Here is a 20,911-nt window from a genome sequence, read left to right as displayed (position 1 = left end):
CCTTACAGCATATCAATAAATTTTTCATTTACAGAAACTGCGTCTTCATTTGTTCTGCATATGATTAGACATGTATCGTCACCGCATATTGTGCCCATTATTTCTTGCCAATCAAGATGATCAATTAGGGCACCAACAGCCTGGGCATTACCGGGAAGAGTCTTCATAACAAGCAAATTTTGAGCATTATCTATCGCCACAAATGAGTCTGTGAGAGCACGCTTTAATTTTTGGAGTGGATTAAATCGCTGATCAGCTGGCAAACTGTACTTATAGCGGCCATCAGGTAAAGGAACCTTTACTAGATGAAGCTCCTTTATATCACGGGATACTGTTGCTTGAGTTACATTGAATCCTTCGCTCTTTAACTGATCCACCAAATCATCCTGTGTTTCAACTTCTTTCGTACCGATTAGTTCACGTATTTTGATATGGCGCTGACCCTTAGTCATTGTTTACCCACCTTTTATATGTATAAAAATATACACTTCTTTTTGAGAGTTTTTTGCTGATGTTGTATTTTTATACTTGTTTATACAATGATTATAATCATACTAACGTAAAAGGGCAATCCAAGATGGATTGCCTTTATTTTGTACTTTTTAATTTTGAATGGGCTTCTTTTATAACGTCATCAATTTCAACAGATAATTTATTAGTACCTAGTTGTTCGATTAGTTTTCCTGGCCATTGAAGATGAATTAAAAATTCGATATTCCCTTCTCCCCCGGTAATGGGTGAATATGATAGATTTAATACATCATAACCTTGGGCAATAGAGAAATCCTTAATTTTCGTAATTACTTCTTCATGTATTTTTGCTTCTCTTACAATACCCTTTTTTCCAACTTGATTTTTACCTGCTTCAAATTGCGGTTTGATTAAAGCAATGACATCACTTCCTGCAGTAAGCAGATTCCTGAGAACCGGCAGAATTAACGTCAAAGAAATAAATGAGACATCTATCGTAGCAAAATTAGGCATTCCCTTTTCCAGATGAACTGGCTCTACATAACGGAAATTCGTTCTTTCCATTACAACGACTCGGTCATCTTGTCTCAGCTTCCATGCAAGCTGATTGTAGCCTACATCAAGAGCATAGGACATTTTTGCACCATTTTGCAGGGCACAGTCTGTGAATCCACCGGTAGATGCACCAATATCTAATAATACTTTTCCCTCAACGGATACAGGGAACTCTTTCAAAGCTTTTTCAAGCTTTAGACCACCACGACTGACATATGGCAAAGCATTTCCTTTAATATGTAAAGGAATATCTTCATTTACCTTTTCACCAGGTTTATCAAGCCTTGTTTCATTTGAGAAAACAATACCTGCCATGATCGCACGTTTTGCCTTTTCACGTGTTTCGGAGAGGCCTCTCTCCACTAATAAAATATCAAGTCTTTGTTTCTTTGGCTTCATCTTCTTTTACGCCCTCTTTTTCTTTTCCGGAAGCATTGAAGTTAGTTTTGCTACAATATTTTCCGTCGTCAAGCCAATTTCTTTCAATAGTTCTTTTACGCTTCCATGCTCGATGAATTTGTCTGGTATTCCAATGCGATCAATTTCTACATTTTGATATCCTTGATCATGGGCAAATTCCAGGACAGCACTTCCAAACCCACCCTGTAGGACAGCTTCTTCAATCGTCAAGACTGGCAGCCTACTCTGGAAAATATCATGCAGCATTTCCTCATCGAGTGGCTTAATAAATCTCGCGTTCACGACTTGAACTGATACACCTTGCTTTTCTAATAAATGTGCAGCTTCCAATGCCATTGGAATGGTCGTACCAAAAGTAAGAATAGCTGCATCTTTTCCTTTTTTTAAGATCTCCCAAGTTCCAATTGGAATTTCTTTAAGCTGACTATCCATTGGCACTCCGTACCCGTTTCCGCGCGGGAATCTCATAGCTATCGGACCATCATTATAGTTAATCGCGGTATAAACCATATGTTGACCTTCATTTTCATCTTTTGGCATCATTAAAACCATATTTGGCAAATGACGTAAAAAGGAAACATCGAAAACACCTTGATGTGTTTCACCGTCCGCACCAACAAGACCCGCCCGATCAACACCGAGAAATACATTTAAATTTTGTCTGCTTATATCATGAAGTACTTGGTCGTAGGCTCTTTGCAGGAATGTCGAATAAATCGCAAGGAACGGCTTCATTTTTTGGGAAGCTAGTCCTGCAGCCATTGTTGCTGCATGCTGTTCTGCAATGCCGACATCATACATTCTCTCCGGAAATTCCTCTGCAAAATTCTCAAGCTTTGATCCAACAGGCATAGCAGGCGTAATGGCAACAATACGCTCATCTTCCCGGGCTAACCTTCTAACCGTTTCACTCACAAGAGCACTCCACGAAGGAGCAGTATTTACTGATTTTATTAATGCACCGGTTTCAATTTTGTACTGCCCAGTGCCGTGCCATGTACCGATTTTATCATCTTCAGCTGGACTATAGCCTTTTCCTTTTTTTGTAATGACATGTAAAAGGACAGGACCTTTCGTCTTCTTTGCATATTGAAGATTTTCAAATAAATCTTCAAAATCATGACCGTCTACCGGTCCCAAATACGTAAAGCCTAATTCCTCAAAGAATACACCTGAAACGAGTAAGTATTTAAGACTGTCCTTAACCCGTTCGGCCGTTGACGCAAGTTTGCCTCCCACGGCTGGTATTTTCTTTAATAAATATTCAAGCTCATCTTTTGCCCATTTATATTTACCGGCAGTCCGCAGCTTGCCAAGCACATTGTGCAAAGCTCCAACGTTTGGTGCGATTGACATCTCATTGTCGTTTAACAGAACGATCATATTCTTTTGTTCATGTCCAATATGATTTAATGCTTCCAACGCCATTCCGCCTGTCAGGGCTCCGTCTCCGATGACTGGAACAACAAAAGATGATTCACCCTTTATATCCCTCGCAATCGCCATTCCCATCGCGGCCGACAATGATGTGGAACTATGTCCAGTCTCCCAAACGTCATGTTCGCTTTCAGACATTTTTGGGAAGCCACATAAACCTTTATACTGTCTGAGGCTATTAAATTGACCAGCTCTTCCCGTTAATATTTTATGAACATATGATTGGTGACCAACATCCCAAAGAATCTTATCTTTCGGACTGTCAAAACACTTATGAAGGGCAAGCGTTAATTCTACGACTCCTAAATTCGGACCAATATGTCCACCAGTAACGGATAGGTTTTCAATGAGGAATTTGCGGATATCTTCGCTTAATCCTTCAAGTTCAGCGTTATTCATTTTTTTTAGAAATGAAGGGTCTTTAATTGATAATAGATCCATAAGGACCACTCACTTTCGTTTCTTGGATTTTTGCTTCGTCTTTTTTTTCTTATTGTCCTTTATTATAGATAGATGAAATTTATCCTCAAGGAATTGTAACACTTTCCCCACTTGAAAGATAATATCCCGTGAGTATTTGATCGCAAAAGATTTGCCAAATGCTTTTCCCCCGACTGTGATTGCCGCGATTAAACTCGTCAGACCGACATTTATACCATATTCTAAAGGTGAGCTATTTGATATATCCATACTCTTCGCGAGTTGAATAATGACCAACGCTCCCGCAGTACCACTGATGATTCCGGAAATATCTCCAATCACATCATTGCAAAAGCTGGCAAAACGGTCGGCATTCCTAATAATTCTTATAGAATGCTTTGCTCCATATACTTTTCTAGCTGCCATGGAATGAAAAGGAGTTTCATCTGCCGCAGTCGAGGCAATACCTATCATATCAAAAAAGATTCCGACAAGGACAATAAATAGAACTACGAGCAGTCCAAAAGACCAGGAAACACCATGTAAGACTCCATTAGAGATAATTGAAAAAATAGCCGCTAACACAAAAGTGATAACGGCAATACTGATACTCCATTTAATTGATTTGTTTATAATTTCTTTCATATATGAGTGATTCACCATTTTTCCATAAGTAATATTGGATGGTCATAAAAAGAGTAAAAATTACGGCTTAGGTCCAGTAGGTTTTCCCAGGCAGGTACCGGATGTCGCCATACCGGCGGTTTCCCTTTAAACCTGTCTTGACAGTGTCACCAGCTGTCAGACTGGATTACCACTTAGTCCGCACTATAATCCCCAATTTATGTCCGTTGGAACAGTCTAGGAGATTTCCTCAACAACCTTTAACCAGGTTCCTAGCCTCTTTTGCAAAACCGATTTCATATGGACTGAAGAAAACAGAACGATGGCCAACCGAACTGAGCTCTTATAACCATAATCCCCTCAGATTTCACTCAAGGCAGGCTACGCTGCTAGTGATGCCCTCATCACGTCACAGGTCTATACTTCGCCATTCGTGCATATGCTTTAAGCTAGCCGAAACATACGAAGCCTCCGCGGTAAAGGGTCAACGCCCACATGCCTTTGTGGATCGCCCTTACACCTTTACTCCCAGCTCCGACCCAAGGCTGGGCGCCTCAAGCCGGAACAAGGAACTTCATCGATGTGCCCTTTAGTGGATTTTTAGGCCCACCTTCAAAACCGGTAGATTGACTAGAATACTGCACCATCCAACAATCTGCAAAAATTATACCATATTTCAAGCCTTTCATCAATATGGCCCCACAGTTGATTTACTATCGGTCACGACCAGCAACTAGTTCAGTAAGATTTTCAAGTAAATCTGTTTTCAGATTTGTTTGCGCTAAACAATGTTTAGCCTCTTCAATATGGGAACTTAAATGGGTCTTGGCACCTTCTAGTGAAAGGAGGGAAGGGTATGTGCACTTTAATTTGCCATTATCGCTTCCGATCGGTTTCCCAATAATACCTTCATCACCTTCAACATCAAGGATATCATCACTAATTTGGAAAGCGAGCCCAAGATGACCGGAGAACTTCTCTAAGAGAGTAAGCTCCAGTTCTGTAGCCCCTCCTATTATCGCGCCTCCCATTACACTAAATGTCAGGAGCCTGCCTGTTTTATGGTTGTGAATATATTCTAAATCGGCTATCTTCAAGTTTCGGTTTTCGGCCTGAATATCTGCCACCTGACCACCAACCATTCCTTCAGGACCGGCGCTTTTCGATAGCAAATGTAGCAGCCGGATTTTTTTGTCACTATCTAAATAGGGATCATTGGCGATAAGCTGAAAGCTATAGGTCAAAAGACCGTCACCAGCTAAAATCGCCATTGCTTCACCGAACACTTTATGATTGGTTGGTTTTCCACGTCGTAAATCATCATCATCCATACTTGGAAGGTCGTCATGTATTAGTGAATATGTATGGACCATCTCGAGAGCAATTGCAGTTTGTAAGCCAGTTTCTGGTTTTTCCCCAAAGGCATCAATGGCAGCAAATAGTAGCAGTGGGCGGATTCGCTTCCCCCCAGCCTTTAGCGAATAGGCCATCGCATCTTTTAAAGTTAAAGGTGCTTCTAGCTTATCGATAGCAGTCGCCAACTCCGTCTCAAGGATTTTTTTATATTTACTTATAAATTCTTCAAAATAAGCCGTCAATCTCGCCCCTCCTCTTGTAGATGAAAATCCTCCTCTCCATCGTCAGTTAAAACTTTTGTTAGCTGTTCTTCAGCATTTTTCAATTTATCATGACAGAGTTTAGATAACTCCATTCCTTTTTTGTATATATCTAAAGCCTCTTCCAGCGGAATATCACCTTCCTCAAGCCGCTGCACAATCACTTCCAACTGATCCATCGCTTCTTCGAAAGTAAGATTTTCATTCATTGTTATCACCTTTTTCAATATGATCAATCGTACAATAATAACGACCGTCTGTAACCTGCAATTGTAATGTTTCTCCCGGATTGCTTTGCTTTACGCTTTTTAATAAAACTCCCTCTTCTGTATAGGCTGCACTGAATCCCCTGCGTAAAATGTTTAGTGGACTTAATGCTTCTAATGTAGCTACTTTCCCTGAAAACTCCCTTGATTTACCTTTCAATACAGACCGCGTCTGCTGAGTTAGCTGGTGCTTTACCCGTTTGAATCTTTCTTTACTCATTTCAAGTTTCATAGCCGGGTGGTGACGCGCCAGCGTTTTTTGTAACAGCTGGAATTCGCTCAATCTTCGTTGGAACAGTTTTTCGTGACCTTGCTGCATCCTTTCCGTTATCCTATCAACCTTTTCCCATTTTTGCTCGTATAATTTATTTGGATTACGGAAAATATAGGAACGTTCTAAAAAGTCCAATTTTCCTCTTTTCCCTTTTGTGATTTCAGCCATTCCTCGGAACAAGCGATTTTTTCGATTGAGTAGACGTTCCATTAATTCCTCGATATGTGGAACAGCAAGTTCGGCTGCACCTGTTGGAGTAGCCGCCCTTATATCTGCGACAAAATCTGCAATCGTAAAATCAGTTTCGTGCCCTACTGCTGAAATGACCGGAATATCGGAATGGAATATGGCTCTTGCCACTTCTTCCTCGTTAAATGCCCATAGCTCTTCGATTGAGCCCCCTCCTCTTCCGACTATGAGTACATCCGCTGCTGAAAGATCATTAGCTTTTTTAATCGCGGCTGCAATTGATTTGGAGGCTTGTTGTCCCTGAACTAAAGCAGGAAATATATAAATTTTACCAATGGGGTATCTCCGTTTAATGGTCGTTATGATGTCCCGTATCGCCGCACCTGTCGGGGAGGTAATGATTCCAATTCTTTTAGGATAAACTGGGATGGTTTTTTTGCGCTCAGGATGAAACAATCCCTCACGTTCTAGCCTTTCTTTCAACTGTTCATAAGCTAAAAATAATTCCCCAATTCCGTCCGGCTGCATTTCCTGTATGTACATTTGATATTGGCCGCTCGATTCATACACTGCTATGCTTCCTCTTACGAGAACATTCATCCCATTTTCGGGAACAAATTTCATTGATCTTGCTGCTCCTGAAAACATAACTGCCATTATTCTAGCCTTATCATCTTTTAAAGTGAAATACATATGCCCGCTGGAATGCCTTTTGAAATTGGAAATCTCACCTTTCACAAAGACGTTTGACAAATGGGGATCAGCATCAAATTTCCGCTTAATATATTTCGTTAATGCTTGAATCGTTAAATATTGTGGACTCTTCAATAACTTCACCTTCTGTTCAGAAAGAAAAGCTGCACCCAACTATTAATGGGATGACAGCTTTTCTTGTAGGTTATATATTTATTTTACTATTTTCTGAACTCAATTGCGATTGTTAAGAACATTTTTTGCCGATTTAACTGTATTGTATAACAACATTGTAATCGTCATTGGGCCTACTCCACCTGGAACAGGTGTTATAAATCCTGCTTTTTGGGAGGCTTGTTCAAAATCAACATCACCACAAAGTTTTCCGTTTTCATCACGGTTCATACCGACATCAATGACGACTGCCCCATCTTTTATATAGTCAGCGGTGATCATTTTTGCTCTGCCTACTGCAGCAACAAGGATATCTGCCTTTTTCGTAAAAGAGGCGAGATCCGGCGTTTTCGAATGACAATAAGTGACAGTAGCATTTTCATTTAATAGTAATTGGCCTGCAGGCTTTCCGACTATATTACTTCTGCCGACAATGACAGCATGTTTTCCTGCGACAGCTATTTGTTCATGCTTTAACATTTGCATTACCCCAAATGGAGTGCATGGCAAAAATGTATCCTGTCCAGTCATCATTTTACCGATATTGACTGGATGAAATCCATCTACATCTTTACTAGGTGAAATGGTCTCAATCACTTTCTCTTCAGAAATATGTGGAGGAAGCGGTAATTGCACTAAGATGCCATGAATATCGTTTTGACTATTTAACTCAGCTATTTTGTTTAATAGAATTTGTTCTTCCACATCCTCAGGAAGCTCAATTAATAGCGATTCCATACCAATTGCTTTACAGCTCTTCTGTTTCGATGTAACGTATGTGCGTGAAGCCTGATTATTACCAACTAAAATAACAGCAAGGCCTGGCTTTATCCCTGCTTCGGTAAGAGCTGATACTTCTTGTTCCAATTCTTTTCGGATTTTAGCTGATATTTCTTTGCCGTCAATTATTTTTGCTGTCATTGCATTTCCCCCCGTAAAACGAAACGTTCTTATCCTTCACCTTTTACTTTAGATAAAATTCCATTGATAAATTTACTTGATTTCTCATCACCGAATCGTTTAGCAATCTCGACAGCTTCGTTGATTGCCACATTTTGTGGAACACCCTCACTAAACATAATCTCATAAACACCGATTCGTAAGATATTTAAATCAACTTTAGCCAGCCTGTCTATTGACCAATGTTCTAGATGCTTTGAGATCTCTTTATCAATGTCAGCTACATTTTCAATGGTTCCTTCAATCAATTTTTGCAGGAACAAGTCCGTCTTCTCTTCGTCCAAAACATATTCTAGTGCTTCCGCTGGTTTTGCGCCGCTTACATCAATTTGATATAAAGCTTGTAAAGCTTTTTCGCGCGCAACTCTTCTTTTCATGTAAAAACTCCTTTACTCACAAAAGTCAGAGGTAATCCCTCTGACTCCCCTATCATTGCTCATCGAATTCATAGTTACTTTCTTGCTTTTGATTTTCAAATGCAACCCCTACAATATGGATATTTACTTCCTCCGCTTCAAGGGCAGTCATATTGCTTAAGGTTTGGCGAATATTATCTTGAACCTTTTGAGCCACAGTAGGAATTGAAACACCGAAGTTCATTAAGCAATATACATCCACTTTTATTCCTTCATCCGTGAGCTCAACTCTTATACCTTTACCATGGTTCTTTTTCCCCAGGCGTTCAACTACTCCAGTAGCAAAATTACCACGCATTTGAGCAACACCTTCTACTTCTGAAGCAGCAATACCAGCGATTACTTCGATAACCTCTGGTGCGATTTCAATTTTACCATGACTGTGACCATGTTCCTGTGTCATTTCAAGCATGTTCAAATTTTCTTCCATTTAAAACACCTCCGCTTATTTTGGGTTCATTACATCGTGGATATCAAGAAACTTTGTATTAAAATCACCGCTTATGAAAGTTTCGTGATCCAGTAAATTCAAATGAAATGGGATAGTGGTTTTAACGCCTTCGATTATAAATTCTTCAAGAGCTCGTTTCATTCTTGCAATGGCTTCCTCTCGGGTTGCCCCATAAGAAATGACCTTGGCAATCATCGAATCGTAGTATGGAGGGATTGTATAGCCAGGATATGCTCCTGAATCAACACGGACACCATATCCACCCGGTGGTAAATACATATCAATCCTGCCTGCTGATGGCATAAAGTTTTTCTCTGGATTTTCGGCATTAATCCTGCATTCAATTGAAAAACCATTAAACTGGATTTCATCCTGTGAGATGGAAAGCGGCTCACCTGAAGCAACATTAATCATCTCTTTTATTAAATCTACCCCTGTGACCATTTCTGTAATCGGATGTTCCACCTGAATGCGGGTATTCATTTCCATAAAATAATACTTGCGATTACGGTAGTCGTAAATAAACTCAATTGTTCCAGCACCTGTGTAGTCAACCGCTTTGGCAGCTTTGACAGCGGCATCACCCATTTCCTCTCTCATTTCCGAATCGATAGCAGGGGATGGCGTTTCTTCGATTAATTTTTGAAGGCGCCTTTGAATGCTGCAATCCCGTTCACCTAGGTGAACGACATTTCCGTAATTGTCACCAATTATCTGTATTTCAACATGGCGGAAATCTTCAATATATTTTTCTATATATACACCCGGATTGCCAAATGCAGTTAATGCTTCTTGTTGTGTAATATTAATTCCTTTAATTAATTCTTCTTCGTCTCTAGCAACACGAATTCCTTTACCGCCTCCACCAGCTGTAGCTTTAATAATAACCGGATAGCCAATCTTTTCGGCAAGGCTGATTGCTTCATCGATATCTTTAATGATCCCATTTGAACCTGGGACAATTGGTACTCCTGCAGCTTTCATCGTTTCACGTGCGACATCCTTCGTTCCCATTTTGGATATAGCTTCTGGGCTAGGGCCAACAAAAATAATATTACATACGCGGCATAGCTCAGCAAAGTCTTCGTTCTCAGCTAAAAATCCATATCCAGGATGGATGGCATCACAATCTGTCAGCTTAGCAACGCTAATGACATTCGCGGTATTTAAATAGCTTTCTTTAGATGTTTTCGGGCCGATGCAATACGCTTCGTCTGCTAGCTGTACATGAAGCGCCTCTTTATCAGCCTCTGAATATACTGCCACAGTTTCAATATCCATCTCTTTACATGCCCTTATTATTCGGACAGCAATTTCTCCCCTGTTTGCGATCAATAGTTTTTTAATCATGCATTTTGCTCCTTATCTAGGCTTCACTAAAAATAATGGTTGTCCGTACTCTACTAGTTGTCCGTTTTTAACAAGGACCTCCACAATTTCTCCTTCAATTTCAGCTTCAATCTCGTTAAATAGCTTCATTGCTTCAACAATACATACTACTGTGTCTTGTTTTACTTCGGATCCAACCTCAACATAAGCTGGATTATCAGGAGATGAAGATTGGTAATATGTACCTACCATCGGTGAAGTAATTTTATGCAAATGATCAGTAGCTTCAATAGCAGGTTGTGAATCTTCCACTTTCACAGGAGCTGATACTGGAGTTTCTACAGCTGGTTGGATAGGTGCTTGTTGGACCAGTACAGGTTGTACTTGCGGGTTAACTGGCGGATTCGGCAGTGCTTGAGCCGCAGAACGTTTTTTCAATTCAATTTTAGATCCTTCATGCTCATAAACGAATTCTTCAATATCAGATTGATTGATTAGCTTTATTATTTCACGAATTTCTTGTACTTTTAACATGGATGACACTCCTTAAAATTTATCAGTAGCTGCTAATATCATAATATAATACCTCATAAGAATTCAACGCTGGACCATAAACAGACGGGATTCTTTTTAAGAATAGGACTAATGTCAGCATTTTCAGGAGTTTTTATGGAAAAAGTCAAAATCAAAAAAAGACGGAAAGGCACTTTACTTGCCTCCCGTCTTTCCTTTATTTCTTTTGAAAATCAACTACGGCAACCATATTTGTTCCTACTTCTTCTCTCACAAGCTTTAATATTTGTACAGCTTGAGAGCGAGAATGATCCTCAGATGTTTTGACTGTAACATTTACCTCTCCGTTTTCAACCTTTACAAGTGCATCACTATACCCTAAACTTTTAATTGCACTTTCAATTGTTTTTTCTTTCATTTCAACATCTGTAACTTCCTTCATTTCGGCGTATAGCTGTTGTTTCTCCTCTACGGTCAATTCATTAGAGGCCAATTCAGTTGTCATATCCTCTATTTGCTTGCCTCGCTTATCTTGCAAGCTTATGCGTGCTGTTTCAAAAACTTCATCGCCGGCAGCTTCGGTTAGGACTTTTAGATCCTTATCACTCATATCATTTCCAGCCGCTGGTTCGTCCTTCCCAATGGCCGCTAGATCCTTTACACTCGTATCTGATGTAACATAGTAAACGGATAAGACAACGACAAGACTTAACATAGTTAAAAGCCAAACTGTTTGCTTTTTTAACAGCATTAGGAATCCCCCTTTGATTTTTTGGGCAAAACTGCAACCTTATGATTAGGCACGTTCAAAACTCTAGTTACCGCTTCTCTAATCCATTTTTCTACTTGAATGTTCTCAGCTCCTCCCGCTACTATGAGTACTCCTTTTATTTCGGGTTTTCTTGTTTCAGAAGTGACTGGAACATCTTTTTCACCATCCCGAATAATAACCAGCTCATCTTCCTTTGATTGATCTTCAATCTTTCTAGTTCCACCTTCTTTATCTTCCTCACTTGTCGTTTGGTTTTTTAAGGTGGTGTTTTTTTCAAACACTTTTCGTTCTGTAGACTCAACATTAACAACTACTGTAACACTGGTAACACCAACAATTTCCTCCAATGCCTCTTTTAGCTGATTCTCGTATTGATTTTCAAAATCTTTCATTCCGTCCTTCTTGTCTAGCTTTTTTTGACCAAATGTTTCCGTACTGTCTATATCATTGTTCTGATTATTAAAAACTTCTGTCGTTTGATTACCACTATCACCTTTCCAAAAGCTTCCCAACATCATAAAAACAACACCTAGAACAAGCAAAATAATTAGGTAATAAAGCTTTACGCTGTTTTTTTCGGGAGGTGCATTTGTATTAGCTCCAAATTTGTTTTTTATCCAATCAAGGGGTCCGTTTTTATTAATCATAATTATTCGGCTCCTCCGCTCGGAACAATTTCTATAATCGTTTCTGTGATTTCCCATCGAGCAGACAGCATAGCTCTAATTGTTTCATAGTCGGATGTATGATCGCTTTTTACATTTTCCCTTATATTAATATTGACTGGTTTGATTGCTGCTACGTCTTCTTCACTAGGCTCAATATGAACGATAACTCTTTGAAGTTGATCATTTGTTGGTTCGATATCCGCTTCAGCGGTAAGTTGAATGCTTGCAATTGCCATTCTATACTTCTCCATCAACTCCTTTTCCACTTCTACTTTCATCTGGACAGCCATTTGCTCTAATATATATGCATGTGTTGAAGCTTGTATCTCTTTTTTTTTCGTTTCTAGTAAATTCTCTTGAAATTGTTCATCACTTTCCAGGTTGATCGTGAAAGAAGCGAGTACTTCTTCAAAATCAGTAGACATGATTTTAAAGATTGGCGTAATGATGATCGCCATTAGCAATAATCCTGTTACAAGCTTGGCATACTTCTTTATATTTGAATTCGGCAATATCATGTCGATGATCATGGCTAGGAGCAAGAATATAATAATATTTACAATCCACTCACTTAATACTCCCAATCTGCTTCCTCCTTACCTAATCATCATCGTGATATTGCCGGATGTAATAATAATCGTAATGCTAATAAAAAACATGAATGAAACGATCGCAAGTGAAGCAAATACATACATCATGCTTTTACTAACTGCATCAAGACACTCGATTACGGGTCCATCTCCAAGCGGTTGCAATAGAGCGGCTGCCAGCTTATAAATTAAGGAAATGACTAATATTTTCATTGCAGGAAAAGCGGCAATCATCAATACGATGCCAGCACCGGCAATGCCCACAGTATTCTTCAACAGCATCGAGGCTGTTAACACTGTATCTGCTGCGTCTGTGAACATCCTTCCTACTACCGGTATAAAATTTCCTGTTACAAACTTTGCTGTCTTGATTGCCACCCCGTCTGCAACAGCAGAAGCTACTCCCTGCACCGAAATAACACCGAGTAAAATAGTGATAAAGGCACCAAGAATGCCTATGCTAGCTTTTTTTAATAATCCGGATAGTTGAGAGACTTTAAATTGGCCACTCAAAGTGCTTGTAATACTTAAAAGCATTGAAAGAAATAAAAGCGGAAGGACAGCATTCTTGATGATCATGCCACTTATATTTACTAGAAAGACAATAATTGGATGAAAAAACGCAGATGAAGCCACCCCACCCGATGATGCAATGAGGGCAAGTAACAATGGGAGTAGCGCAAAAACAAATTGGCTCATCGTATCAATTGATTCAATTGCATAATCAGCCGCTACTCGGAAGCTGTTTAAAGCGATAATAATGAGGACCATAAAGATAACAGCATAAGCCACCCTGCTTACTGCACCTTGTTCAAAGGCGTTGTGAAGTGATTGTAAGAAAACACTGAATAGCGTAAGGAGCATCAGAGAGCCGAGTAATTTTGCGTTCATTGCTAACTCCTGAAAGGCAAAAGCGATGATTCCTTTTAAAGATTCTTTAATGGAAAAAGACTTGTCCCCTTTTACAAATTCAAGTAGCGTAGACCGTTGACTTTCGGGTAGATAGCTGCCATATTCGTTTACAATCGCATCCCAATATCGTGTTAATTCATCTAGTCCTAAGTCATCAATATAACGATTCGTATAATCATTATTTAGTTCTTCCTGAGCGCTTTCTTGCTGCATAGCATGGACATTGACTGTTCCGATTAATGATAAGAAGCATACTACTAGGATTTGTAACCATTGCCGCATATAGTCCACTCCGTTCCGTTAACCCTTTTCACCTTACCGGCATCATAGCTATAATCGTTTCAACCAAGGCCGTCAAAATGGGCACAGCCAATGCCAATATTAATATCTTACCGGCAAGCTCTACCTTAGCAGCCATGGAACCGAGTCCGGCGTCTTTGCTAATATGCGCGGCAAATTCAGCAATATAAGCAATACCGATAATTTTTAAAATCGTTTTTACGTACATCATATTGACATTGGCATTGGCTGCTAAATTTTCAATCAACATAATTATTTTTTGAATTTGATCAACTAGGAATAGAAAGATTCCAGTGCCAGTGAATAATACAAGCAAGAAAGCAAAAGTGGGCTTTTGTTCTTTAATGACGAGTACGAGAAAAGTTGTGATCAGGGCAATACCGGCAATTTGCAAAATAGCGATGACGGATTCCCCCTATCATTGGAATAAAAAAACCGATTTAATCTTTTGGAAAAGACTATCAACGATTGATACGACCATAAATAAAATGTAAATAAAACCAAATAATGTTACCCATTGGGCATATTCCTTTTTCCCTACCTGGTCAAGAATGGTGTGGAGAAATGCTACGACAATTCCAACTCCGGCTATTTTGAAGATGACATCAACATCTATACCCATAACATTTCACTTCCTCCTATCCTACAAAAGCAAAATGATGAATAGCATGCCGATAAGAACGCCCAAGCTTTTCACCATTTTTTCATAATTTTTTTGCCTGTCCCGCGCTCCTTCTTCTTCCCTTTCAAGATGGACTAGTGTAAGCATTATCTGCTTTTGTTGTGTCAGCCTATCATGCCTGCCTAAATTCTCTCCAAATTGAAGTAATATTTCATACTCACTTTGCTTCAAAGCCGTCCTACTCCATACTTCTTTCAGACTCTCTCCCCAGGCGGATTTCACAGTAGCTCCTTCCTTCCCAAGCCGCTCTGCAAAAATCTTATAATGACTTGCCACAGGATCAGGGAGCTGTGCCGCGATTTTGCGCGAGGCCTCGCCAAGCGGGGTATGTCCATACATAATTTCCGCATCCAAAGTTTGCAGAGAATTTCTAAATAGCTGCAGTTGCTTTGGCCGTTCACTTAATTTCTTGGATGATTCAAACCCTGCCCATGTTGTAGCTCCTAAAATGCATATCGCGCCAATGATTTTAATCATAAGGATGGATCCTTTTTTCAGATGTTAATAGTTCTCCATCAACACCCTTTATCGAAGTAACTGTTCCTGGTCCATTGCACCGTGATAGTTCAATAAACCGTTCAAAAACTTGTTCTTCTAAAATTTGATTTAATAACGGTCTCTTTCTCACTTCATCCAAATTGCTCCCGTGTGTAGTCATGATTAATGTAATCCCCGCGTTTACTGCTTCCATAATCGCGAATCTATCTTCCTCACGGCCGATTTCATCTACGATTAGTACATCAGGACTCATGGAGCGAATCATCATCATCATTCCTTCAGCCTTTGGACAAGCATCAAGTACGTCGATTCGAGGGCCAAACTGAAGCTGGGGAACACCGTTTAGACAACCGGCTATTTCCGAACGCTCGTCCACTATTCCAGCTTTCAAAGCGGGTATCTCATTATCCTCAAATCCACTGGAGACCAATCGAGCTACATCTCTTAATAATGTTGTTTTTCCAGTTTGTGGAGGTCCAATAATCATTGTATTCTTCCATCTATTCTTGAATATATAAGGGAGATATTTTTCGGCAGCTCCGATTTTTTCCCTTGCAATTCGTATATTGAAAGATGCCAAATGCCTAATGGCTCTCACAGACCCATTTTCCAAGATGACCTTCCCGGCGAGTCCAATCCGATGCCCGCCTTCAATGGTGATATAGCCTTTCTTCAACTCTTCATCGAGAGTGTAGAAAGAGTGTTTGGCTAATTTACTAATAAATAGTTCTTCATCACTTTTAGTAAAAATATATGGGAGAAAATGCGGCATCCCTCTAGTAGAAACTTCCACTGGACGGCTGATTCGCAATCTGACCTCTTCTAAATCTTCTAACATCTTGACTGGAAGTTTCCTAATCCATTCACTGATCCTCTCAGGCAAAATTTGAAGAACGGTCTCCATCCTGCTCCTCCTCCCTACAACTTTCACTATCTAATATGTATTCAGCTTGTCTATAATTATGAAGTTTCTGGACAATAAAAAAAATCGAGGAATTAATCCTCGATTTTTCGTTGAAGCTTATGCTCTTGATACATATGAGCCGTCAGTCGTATTGATGACAAGTTTATCGCCTGCATTGACGAAAAACGGTACATTTACAACTAACCCTGTCTCCATTGTTGCTGGTTTATGACCGCCGGATGCTGTATCTCCTTTAATGCCCGGGTCTGTTTCTCTTACTTCAAGTTCCACTGAATTAGGCAACTCGATTCCGAGCGTTTCGCCGTTGAACATCATAATGTGCACTTCCATATTTTCCAGCAAAAACTTTAATTCATATTCAATTTGTGAAGCAGGCAATTCGATCTGATCATAAGTGTGACTATCCATGAACACATGCATATCACCATTCGCATACAAATATTGCATCGTTTTATTATCAATTTGTGCTTTTTCAACCTTTTCGCCAGCTCTGAACGTTTTTTCTTGAATTGCACCTGTTCGAAGGTTTCTTAATTTAGATCTGACAAATGCAGCACCTTTTCCTGGCTTCACATGCTGAAAATCCATTACACGCCAAATGCCACCATCTGTTTCAATAGTTAATCCTGTTCGAAATTCGTTTACTGAAATCATATTTTTTCCTCCTATTGCCCTTATAAAATAATTAAGTCTTTTGCTGAGTGTGTCAAAGTTTCATTGCCTGACTCGGTAATTAATGTATCATCTTCAATACGTACCCCGCCAATTCCAGGCAAGTAGATGCCGGGTTCAACTGTCACAACCATTCCCGGTTCAAGCTTCGCTTCTGAACGAATTGAAAGCCCCGGACCTTCATGTACTTCCAAGCCAATGCCGTGACCAAGAGAATGACCAAAATAATCGCCATAACCCTTTTCTGTTATATAATCCCGAGCGATCGCATCTGCTTGTATCCCCGTCATGCCGGGTTTAATTCCGTCCATCGCCCGAAGCTGTGCCTCAAGAACGACATCATAAATTTCTTTTAATTGTTCCGACGGTTTTCCAACTGCAATCGTCCGGGTTATATCTGATATATACCCTTTATGGAGGGCTCCGTAATCCATCGTAACGAAATCGCCTTTTTCAATTACTTTACTGCTTGCAACACCATGGGGTAAAGCAGATCTCGATCCGGAGGCAACAATAATATCAAAAGATGATGATGTCGCGCCACTTTTCCTCATGAAAAATTCAAGTTCATTGGCGACATCCAGTTCAGTTAATCCTGGCTTAATATAATCAAGGATGTGTTTGAATGCTGCATCGGCAATGTCAGCCGCTTCCTTGATGATACTAAGTTCTTGGTTGTTCTTAATCAAGCGCAAATTCTCCATTAAATTCGAAACGGGGACAAGTTCTGCTTCTATGGCTTCCTTATAACCATTCCAAGTTGCGAAAGAAACATGATCCTGCTCAAAGCCTAGTTTCTTAATACCCAGCTCCTTTGCTTTCTCTGCAACCTCAGTAACAATTGAGCCAGAATGCTGAACAATCTCAAAACCTTCCGCCTGCTTACCCGCTTGCTCCGTATAGCGGAAATCAGTAATAAATAGAGCTCGATCAGCTGAAACTAGTGCTACTCCAGCAGTACCTGTAAAATTCGTAATATAGCGGCGATTATATGTACTTGTTATCAATAATCCATCAATCTCATGGTGCTTAAATTGTTCGCGCAGTTTTTCCAATTTCCCCATATTAACCTCTCCCTCGTATGTAATCCTTTATCGCATGCAAAGCTAATTCATATCCAAAGAATCCAAACCCAGCAATTTGTCCAATCGAAACAGGAGCCGTTACAGAGTGTTTTCTAAAATCCTCCCTTGCATGGACATTTGAAATATGTACTTCAATTACAGGGAGTTCGATTCCGGCAATGGCATCCCTTAGCGCAATGCTGTAATGCGTTAGAGCACCGGGATTAATAATAATGCCGTTGAAGCCTCTACTTTCTGCACTATGAATCTCATCCAATAATGCACCCTCATAGTTAGACTGAAAGCAAACAACTTCCATTCCAGTTTTCAATCCGGCGCTGATAACCCCTTCCTCCAACTGCTTTAATGTGTCAGCTCCATAAATTCCTGGTTCCCGTTTGCCGAGCATGTTCAAATTCGGACCATTTAAAACGAGTATTTTCATCATTATTCACACCCTAAAAAAGAATGTTCAACAAGAACATTCTATCATAAAAATTTTCCAGGTGCCTAACGAGAAATAAATCATTAATGCTTCAATTTTACGTCTTTTAAATAAAGCAGCTCATTATATTCATAGGAAATGGAATAGCCGATAAATGTACCATAAATAATAAAAAAACATAGCTCTGTAAGAATCGTATTTAAATCGTAATTAAAGAGTGTTTTAGCGCCAGGAATAAGCGGTTGTAATACAATAAATATCAGCGCAAACACTCCTATTCCAAAGGCAGTCCCCCAAAACAATGATTTCTGTTTTCGAAACACCATATAGTATAACAAGGCTACTAAAATGGATATAAAGCCATATAAAAAAGCAGCAATCGCAATACCAAGCCACCCATCCTTCCAACTTCCGTCCCACGGTGCTAGAATGACCGCAGGAGTAATTTTTGTAAAACCAAAAGAATATGCAAGATATCCAAGTAAAGAACCAACTGTCCCAGCAAAAAAACCAATAATAATTGATAATTTTATCATCGGCATTTGAAAGGTTTTTGCAGCAATTTCCTTTTCCTGATTTTCCATATGAATCACCTCTCAAGTAGTATCATGTCCAGTGATGCCTTCTTTTGTGCATGAAAATTATTTGGTCTGGTGGATTTTCCATTTTTTTAGTAAACTAAGAAGAAGAAGTTCCTTTTTTTAGTACTAAACAAATTCCGATAAGTTGGTGTCCATATGAAAAACACACAAAAACCTGCATACGGTGGGCAAGCCGTCATGGAAGGTGTTATGTTTGGTGGCAAGCATCACACTGTCACTGCTATTCGTAGAAAAGATAATACGATTGATTTCTTTCACTTGCCTAAAAAATCAAGGCCTATTTTGCAAAAACTTAAAAAAATTCCATTCCTCCGCGGTGTGGTTGCAATTATTGAAGCAAGCGCAAACGGCTCTCAGCATCTGACATATTCCCATGAGAGATTCGATATAGATCCTGCTGATGATGAAGAAATAGAAGCTGAAAAAGTCTCAAAATCTACATTAATCATGAGTGTAGCAGCCATTGGAGTACTATCCTTTATTTTTTCTAAATTTATCTTTACACTTATCCCTGTTTTTTTGGCCGCACTTACAAAGCCAATTTTCCCCAGTGATGTTGCTCAAGTTTTAGTTGAAGGATTATTTAAGTTGATATTATTACTTGGTTATATTTATTTCATATCGATGACCCCTTTGATCAAACGTGTATTTCAATATCACGGTGCTGAGCATAAAGTCATCAATGCCTATGAAAAAAACCTTGAATTAACTGTGGAAAATGTCCAAGCAATGTCTCGGCTCCATTATAGATGTGGCAGCAGTTTTATCCTCTTTACCGTTGTTGTCGGTGTTTTCATTTACATGTTTGTCCCGACAGATCCGCTTTGGCTCAGAGTAGTAAATAGGCTTGCGCTAATTCCACTTGTTTTGGGGACTTCATTTGAAGTGCTTCAATTAACGAATAAATTGCGGAACGTCCCGCTACTCAGATTCCTTGGCTATCCAGGCTTGTGGCTTCAACTACTTACAACAAAGGAACCTGATAATGAACAAGTAGAAGTTGCTCTCGCCTCGTTTAATGAATTGTTAAAAGTGGAAAAACAAAAAGAGGAGCAATTAAACTTGGAGAATATCGGCTAAATTGTATAAACATAGGGCTTTTTGGGAAAAATGTTCATTACTCCCGAGGAGGTGGCGCTCTTGAATGTACGGAATTGGATAGTAGGCATCGTTTCAATACTTGCTCTAATAGGACTGGGTTCCTTTATGTTTAATAACCCAGCAGGACTTTTTAAACAACTGCTTTTTATGGGAATAGCGGTTGCTGCTTTCTATGTAATATATCGGATTTGGATGAGTAAAAGACCAGGTGGCAATGATAGAAGGTCGTTTGCCAAGGCTGCGAAGCTATCTAAAAGGCGAAATCGACGAGCTGGTGAAAATGTTAGAAACCACGCTCTCAAGAAACCGCTTCGCAAAAAGTCGGCAGCCCATTTGACCGTTATTGAAGGAAAAAAAAGCAAAAAAAAAGACAGAGCCATTTTTTAAAGGTACGCGCTTAATAGGGTCCAACCAGCAATTAGTGGAAAGTTTTCCGCCTGTTGTTGGTAGGGCCCTATATTATTTGTTTCATCCACTTAGCCGCTTGCCGATTTCCCAATGGTAACCAAACGGATCGACGACACGCCCAATACGCCAGCCGTGTTCTTCACCTATTGGTACGACTTCAGTTGCTCCAGCGGCAATGGCCTGTCGAAACACTGAATCTGGATCTTTAACTGTCACGATCATCCGAACTGAACCTCGACTTACCAACTCAGGGGTAGAATCCGGGTCATCTTGAATCCAGAAATCCGCTCCTCCGAAGGATAGTTGAGCGATATGAGGATTCCCGTTATCATCCTCAAGGAGATACAGCTCGGTCGCATCGAATGCTGCCTTGAAATAATCAATAGCTTCCTTCGCATTGCTTACTGAAAGCCATGGGGCAAGGTTGATTGCTGGAATGGACGTGTTGGTACTCATATTTTTAC

Annotated in this window: 27 protein-coding genes; 2 read left to right on the top strand and 25 right to left on the bottom strand. The window is 39.8% G+C overall.

From position 1 onward, the window contains the following. Positions 1-2: 2 nt before the first annotated feature. The 24 genes from ahrC to KHA88_RS02415 all read right to left on the bottom strand — a co-directional run bounded on the left by ahrC (position 3) and on the right by KHA88_RS02415 (position 18,920). Positions 3-452 (bottom strand): transcriptional regulator AhrC/ArgR, encoded by a 450-nt coding sequence (gene ahrC / locus KHA88_RS02530; RefSeq protein ID WP_213097326.1) that lies wholly within the window; start codon positions 450-452, stop codon positions 3-5. Positions 453-588: 136 nt separating this feature from the next. Beyond that, positions 589-1,425, bottom strand: a complete 837-nt coding sequence (locus KHA88_RS02525; protein ID WP_213097327.1) for a TlyA family RNA methyltransferase — start codon at positions 1,423-1,425, stop codon at positions 589-591. A 6-nt stretch (positions 1,426-1,431) separates the two neighbouring features. After that, positions 1,432-3,324 (bottom strand): 1-deoxy-D-xylulose-5-phosphate synthase, encoded by a 1,893-nt coding sequence (dxs, locus tag KHA88_RS02520; RefSeq protein ID WP_213097328.1) that lies wholly within the window; start codon positions 3,322-3,324, stop codon positions 1,432-1,434. Positions 3,325-3,333: 9 nt separating this feature from the next. Further along, positions 3,334-3,948 (bottom strand): hypothetical protein, encoded by a 615-nt coding sequence (locus KHA88_RS02515; protein ID WP_213097329.1) that lies wholly within the window; start codon positions 3,946-3,948, stop codon positions 3,334-3,336. A gap of 692 nt (positions 3,949-4,640) precedes the next feature. Then, positions 4,641-5,525: a polyprenyl synthetase family protein gene (locus KHA88_RS02510; RefSeq protein ID WP_213121359.1), complete on the bottom strand. Its 885-nt coding sequence runs from the start codon at positions 5,523-5,525 to the stop codon at positions 4,641-4,643. Then, entirely contained in the window at positions 5,522-5,752 is a 231-nt protein-coding gene (gene xseB / locus KHA88_RS02505; RefSeq protein WP_213097331.1) for an exodeoxyribonuclease VII small subunit, read from the bottom strand. The genes KHA88_RS02510 and xseB overlap by 4 nt, the downstream gene beginning before the upstream one ends. Next, a complete protein-coding gene (gene xseA / locus KHA88_RS02500; RefSeq protein WP_213121724.1) occupies positions 5,745-7,100 on the bottom strand; it encodes an exodeoxyribonuclease VII large subunit in 1,356 nt (451 codons plus the stop codon). Before xseA ends, xseB begins: the two co-directional genes overlap by 8 nt. Positions 7,101-7,199: 99 nt before the next feature. Then, positions 7,200-8,060, bottom strand: a complete 861-nt coding sequence (gene folD / locus KHA88_RS02495; protein ID WP_213121358.1) for a bifunctional methylenetetrahydrofolate dehydrogenase/methenyltetrahydrofolate cyclohydrolase FolD — start codon at positions 8,058-8,060, stop codon at positions 7,200-7,202. A 29-nt stretch (positions 8,061-8,089) separates the two neighbouring features. Then, entirely contained in the window at positions 8,090-8,476 is a 387-nt protein-coding gene (nusB, locus tag KHA88_RS02490) for a transcription antitermination factor NusB (RefSeq protein WP_213097334.1), read from the bottom strand. A gap of 52 nt (positions 8,477-8,528) precedes the next feature. Continuing rightward, complete coding sequence (locus KHA88_RS02485) at positions 8,529-8,945, bottom strand: Asp23/Gls24 family envelope stress response protein (RefSeq protein ID WP_213097335.1); 417 nt, start codon at positions 8,943-8,945, stop codon at positions 8,529-8,531. A gap of 15 nt (positions 8,946-8,960) precedes the next feature. Next, on the bottom strand, positions 8,961-10,316 hold the full coding sequence (accC, locus tag KHA88_RS02480) for an acetyl-CoA carboxylase biotin carboxylase subunit (RefSeq protein ID WP_213097336.1): 1,356 nt from the start codon (positions 10,314-10,316) through the stop codon (positions 8,961-8,963). Between the two features lie 12 nt (positions 10,317-10,328). After that, complete coding sequence (gene accB, locus KHA88_RS02475) at positions 10,329-10,829, bottom strand: acetyl-CoA carboxylase biotin carboxyl carrier protein (RefSeq protein ID WP_213097337.1); 501 nt, start codon at positions 10,827-10,829, stop codon at positions 10,329-10,331. A gap of 196 nt (positions 10,830-11,025) precedes the next feature. Continuing rightward, positions 11,026-11,559: a SpoIIIAH-like family protein gene (locus KHA88_RS02470; protein WP_213097338.1), complete on the bottom strand. Its 534-nt coding sequence runs from the start codon at positions 11,557-11,559 to the stop codon at positions 11,026-11,028. After that, positions 11,559-12,227 carry a stage III sporulation protein AG gene (gene spoIIIAG, locus KHA88_RS02465; RefSeq protein WP_213097339.1) on the bottom strand — a complete coding sequence of 223 codons (669 nt, stop codon included), beginning with the start codon at positions 12,225-12,227 and terminating at the stop codon, positions 11,559-11,561. Before spoIIIAG ends, KHA88_RS02470 begins: the two co-directional genes overlap by 1 nt. 2 nt (positions 12,228-12,229) lie before the next feature. After that, positions 12,230-12,832, bottom strand: coding sequence for a stage III sporulation protein AF (gene spoIIIAF / locus KHA88_RS02460; protein WP_213097340.1), 603 nt, complete (start codon positions 12,830-12,832; stop codon positions 12,230-12,232). Between the two features lie 12 nt (positions 12,833-12,844). Next, positions 12,845-14,032: a stage III sporulation protein AE gene (gene spoIIIAE / locus KHA88_RS02455; protein WP_213097341.1), complete on the bottom strand. Its 1,188-nt coding sequence runs from the start codon at positions 14,030-14,032 to the stop codon at positions 12,845-12,847. A gap of 28 nt (positions 14,033-14,060) precedes the next feature. Beyond that, positions 14,061-14,444, bottom strand: a complete 384-nt coding sequence (spoIIIAD, locus tag KHA88_RS02450) for a stage III sporulation protein AD (RefSeq protein ID WP_213097342.1) — start codon at positions 14,442-14,444, stop codon at positions 14,061-14,063. Positions 14,445-14,468: 24 nt separating this feature from the next. Next, positions 14,469-14,672 carry a stage III sporulation protein AC gene (gene spoIIIAC / locus KHA88_RS02445; RefSeq protein WP_213097343.1) on the bottom strand — a complete coding sequence of 68 codons (204 nt, stop codon included), beginning with the start codon at positions 14,670-14,672 and terminating at the stop codon, positions 14,469-14,471. 21 nt (positions 14,673-14,693) lie between these two features. After that, on the bottom strand, positions 14,694-15,209 hold the full coding sequence (gene spoIIIAB, locus KHA88_RS02440; RefSeq protein ID WP_213097344.1) for a stage III sporulation protein SpoIIIAB: 516 nt from the start codon (positions 15,207-15,209) through the stop codon (positions 14,694-14,696). Further along, the gene (gene spoIIIAA / locus KHA88_RS02435; RefSeq protein ID WP_213097345.1) at positions 15,202-16,134 is read right to left on the bottom strand and encodes a stage III sporulation protein AA; all 933 of its coding nucleotides are present in this window, start codon (positions 16,132-16,134) and stop codon (positions 15,202-15,204) included. Before spoIIIAA ends, spoIIIAB begins: the two co-directional genes overlap by 8 nt. A 117-nt stretch (positions 16,135-16,251) precedes the next feature. Further along, positions 16,252-16,809 (bottom strand): elongation factor P, encoded by a 558-nt coding sequence (gene efp / locus KHA88_RS02430; protein ID WP_213097346.1) that lies wholly within the window; start codon positions 16,807-16,809, stop codon positions 16,252-16,254. Positions 16,810-16,829: 20 nt separating this feature from the next. Then, a complete protein-coding gene (locus KHA88_RS02425) occupies positions 16,830-17,891 on the bottom strand; it encodes a M24 family metallopeptidase (RefSeq protein WP_213097347.1) in 1,062 nt (353 codons plus the stop codon). 1 nt (position 17,892) lies between these two features. Continuing rightward, positions 17,893-18,339, bottom strand: coding sequence for a type II 3-dehydroquinate dehydratase (gene aroQ / locus KHA88_RS02420; RefSeq protein WP_213097348.1), 447 nt, complete (start codon positions 18,337-18,339; stop codon positions 17,893-17,895). 80 nt (positions 18,340-18,419) lie between these two features. Beyond that, a complete protein-coding gene (locus tag KHA88_RS02415) occupies positions 18,420-18,920 on the bottom strand; it encodes a YqhR family membrane protein (protein WP_213097349.1) in 501 nt (166 codons plus the stop codon). Between the two features lie 153 nt (positions 18,921-19,073). Between KHA88_RS02415 and KHA88_RS02410 the strand changes: the two genes are divergently transcribed. Both KHA88_RS02410 and KHA88_RS02405 read left to right on the top strand, forming a co-directional pair. Further along, on the top strand, positions 19,074-20,018 hold the full coding sequence (locus tag KHA88_RS02410; RefSeq protein ID WP_213097350.1) for a DUF1385 domain-containing protein: 945 nt from the start codon (positions 19,074-19,076) through the stop codon (positions 20,016-20,018). Positions 20,019-20,078: 60 nt separating this feature from the next. Next, positions 20,079-20,426, top strand: coding sequence for an SA1362 family protein (locus KHA88_RS02405; protein ID WP_213106826.1), 348 nt, complete (start codon positions 20,079-20,081; stop codon positions 20,424-20,426). 81 nt (positions 20,427-20,507) lie between these two features. On the opposite strand, the gene KHA88_RS02400 is transcribed toward KHA88_RS02405, so the two are convergent. Then, positions 20,508-20,903 (bottom strand): VOC family protein, encoded by a 396-nt coding sequence (locus KHA88_RS02400; protein WP_213097352.1) that lies wholly within the window; start codon positions 20,901-20,903, stop codon positions 20,508-20,510. Between the last annotated feature and the right edge of the window lie 8 nt (positions 20,904-20,911).

This window comes from Lederbergia citrea, assembly GCF_018343525.1.
In the GTDB taxonomy this organism is placed as follows: Bacteria; Bacillota; Bacilli; order Bacillales; family Bacillaceae_C; genus Lederbergia; species Lederbergia citrea.
The sequence above is the reverse complement of the archived record's forward strand: the minus strand, read 5'-3'. Positions and strand labels throughout refer to the sequence as shown.

Excerpts from the sequence above, each read along its gene's own strand:
- KHA88_RS02485 (WP_213097335.1), bottom strand. The coding sequence starts at position 8,945 with ATGGAAGAAAATTTGAACATGCTTGAAATGACACAGGAACATGGTCAC.
- efp (WP_213097346.1), bottom strand. The coding sequence starts at position 16,809 with ATGATTTCAGTAAACGAATTTCGAACAGGATTAACTATTGAAACAGAT.
- KHA88_RS02470 (WP_213097338.1), bottom strand. The coding sequence starts at position 11,559 with ATGCTGTTAAAAAAGCAAACAGTTTGGCTTTTAACTATGTTAAGTCTT.
- accB (WP_213097337.1), bottom strand. The coding sequence starts at position 10,829 with ATGTTAAAAGTACAAGAAATTCGTGAAATAATAAAGCTAATCAATCAA.
- xseB (WP_213097331.1), bottom strand. The coding sequence starts at position 5,752 with ATGAATGAAAATCTTACTTTCGAAGAAGCGATGGATCAGTTGGAAGTG.
- dxs (WP_213097328.1), bottom strand. The coding sequence starts at position 3,324 with ATGGATCTATTATCAATTAAAGACCCTTCATTTCTAAAAAAAATGAAT.
- spoIIIAB (WP_213097344.1), bottom strand. The coding sequence starts at position 15,209 with ATGATTAAAATCATTGGCGCGATATGCATTTTAGGAGCTACAACATGG.
- KHA88_RS02400 (WP_213097352.1), bottom strand. The coding sequence starts at position 20,903 with ATGAGTACCAACACGTCCATTCCAGCAATCAACCTTGCCCCATGGCTT.
- KHA88_RS02415 (WP_213097349.1), bottom strand. The coding sequence starts at position 18,920 with ATGGAAAATCAGGAAAAGGAAATTGCTGCAAAAACCTTTCAAATGCCG.
- spoIIIAE (WP_213097341.1), bottom strand. The coding sequence starts at position 14,032 with ATGCGGCAATGGTTACAAATCCTAGTAGTATGCTTCTTATCATTAATC.
- KHA88_RS02525 (WP_213097327.1), bottom strand. The coding sequence starts at position 1,425 with ATGAAGCCAAAGAAACAAAGACTTGATATTTTATTAGTGGAGAGAGGC.
- KHA88_RS02515 (WP_213097329.1), bottom strand. The coding sequence starts at position 3,948 with ATGAAAGAAATTATAAACAAATCAATTAAATGGAGTATCAGTATTGCC.
- nusB (WP_213097334.1), bottom strand. The coding sequence starts at position 8,476 with ATGAAAAGAAGAGTTGCGCGCGAAAAAGCTTTACAAGCTTTATATCAA.
- KHA88_RS02425 (WP_213097347.1), bottom strand. The coding sequence starts at position 17,891 with ATGGGGAAATTGGAAAAACTGCGCGAACAATTTAAGCACCATGAGATT.
- folD (WP_213121358.1), bottom strand. The coding sequence starts at position 8,060 with ATGACAGCAAAAATAATTGACGGCAAAGAAATATCAGCTAAAATCCGA.
- ahrC (WP_213097326.1), bottom strand. The coding sequence starts at position 452 with ATGACTAAGGGTCAGCGCCATATCAAAATACGTGAACTAATCGGTACG.
- aroQ (WP_213097348.1), bottom strand. The coding sequence starts at position 18,339 with ATGATGAAAATACTCGTTTTAAATGGTCCGAATTTGAACATGCTCGGC.
- spoIIIAA (WP_213097345.1), bottom strand. The coding sequence starts at position 16,134 with ATGGAGACCGTTCTTCAAATTTTGCCTGAGAGGATCAGTGAATGGATT.
- spoIIIAC (WP_213097343.1), bottom strand. The coding sequence starts at position 14,672 with ATGGGTATAGATGTTGATGTCATCTTCAAAATAGCCGGAGTTGGAATT.
- accC (WP_213097336.1), bottom strand. The coding sequence starts at position 10,316 with ATGATTAAAAAACTATTGATCGCAAACAGGGGAGAAATTGCTGTCCGA.
- spoIIIAG (WP_213097339.1), bottom strand. The coding sequence starts at position 12,227 with ATGATTAATAAAAACGGACCCCTTGATTGGATAAAAAACAAATTTGGA.
- KHA88_RS02410 (WP_213097350.1), top strand. The coding sequence starts at position 19,074 with ATGAAAAACACACAAAAACCTGCATACGGTGGGCAAGCCGTCATGGAA.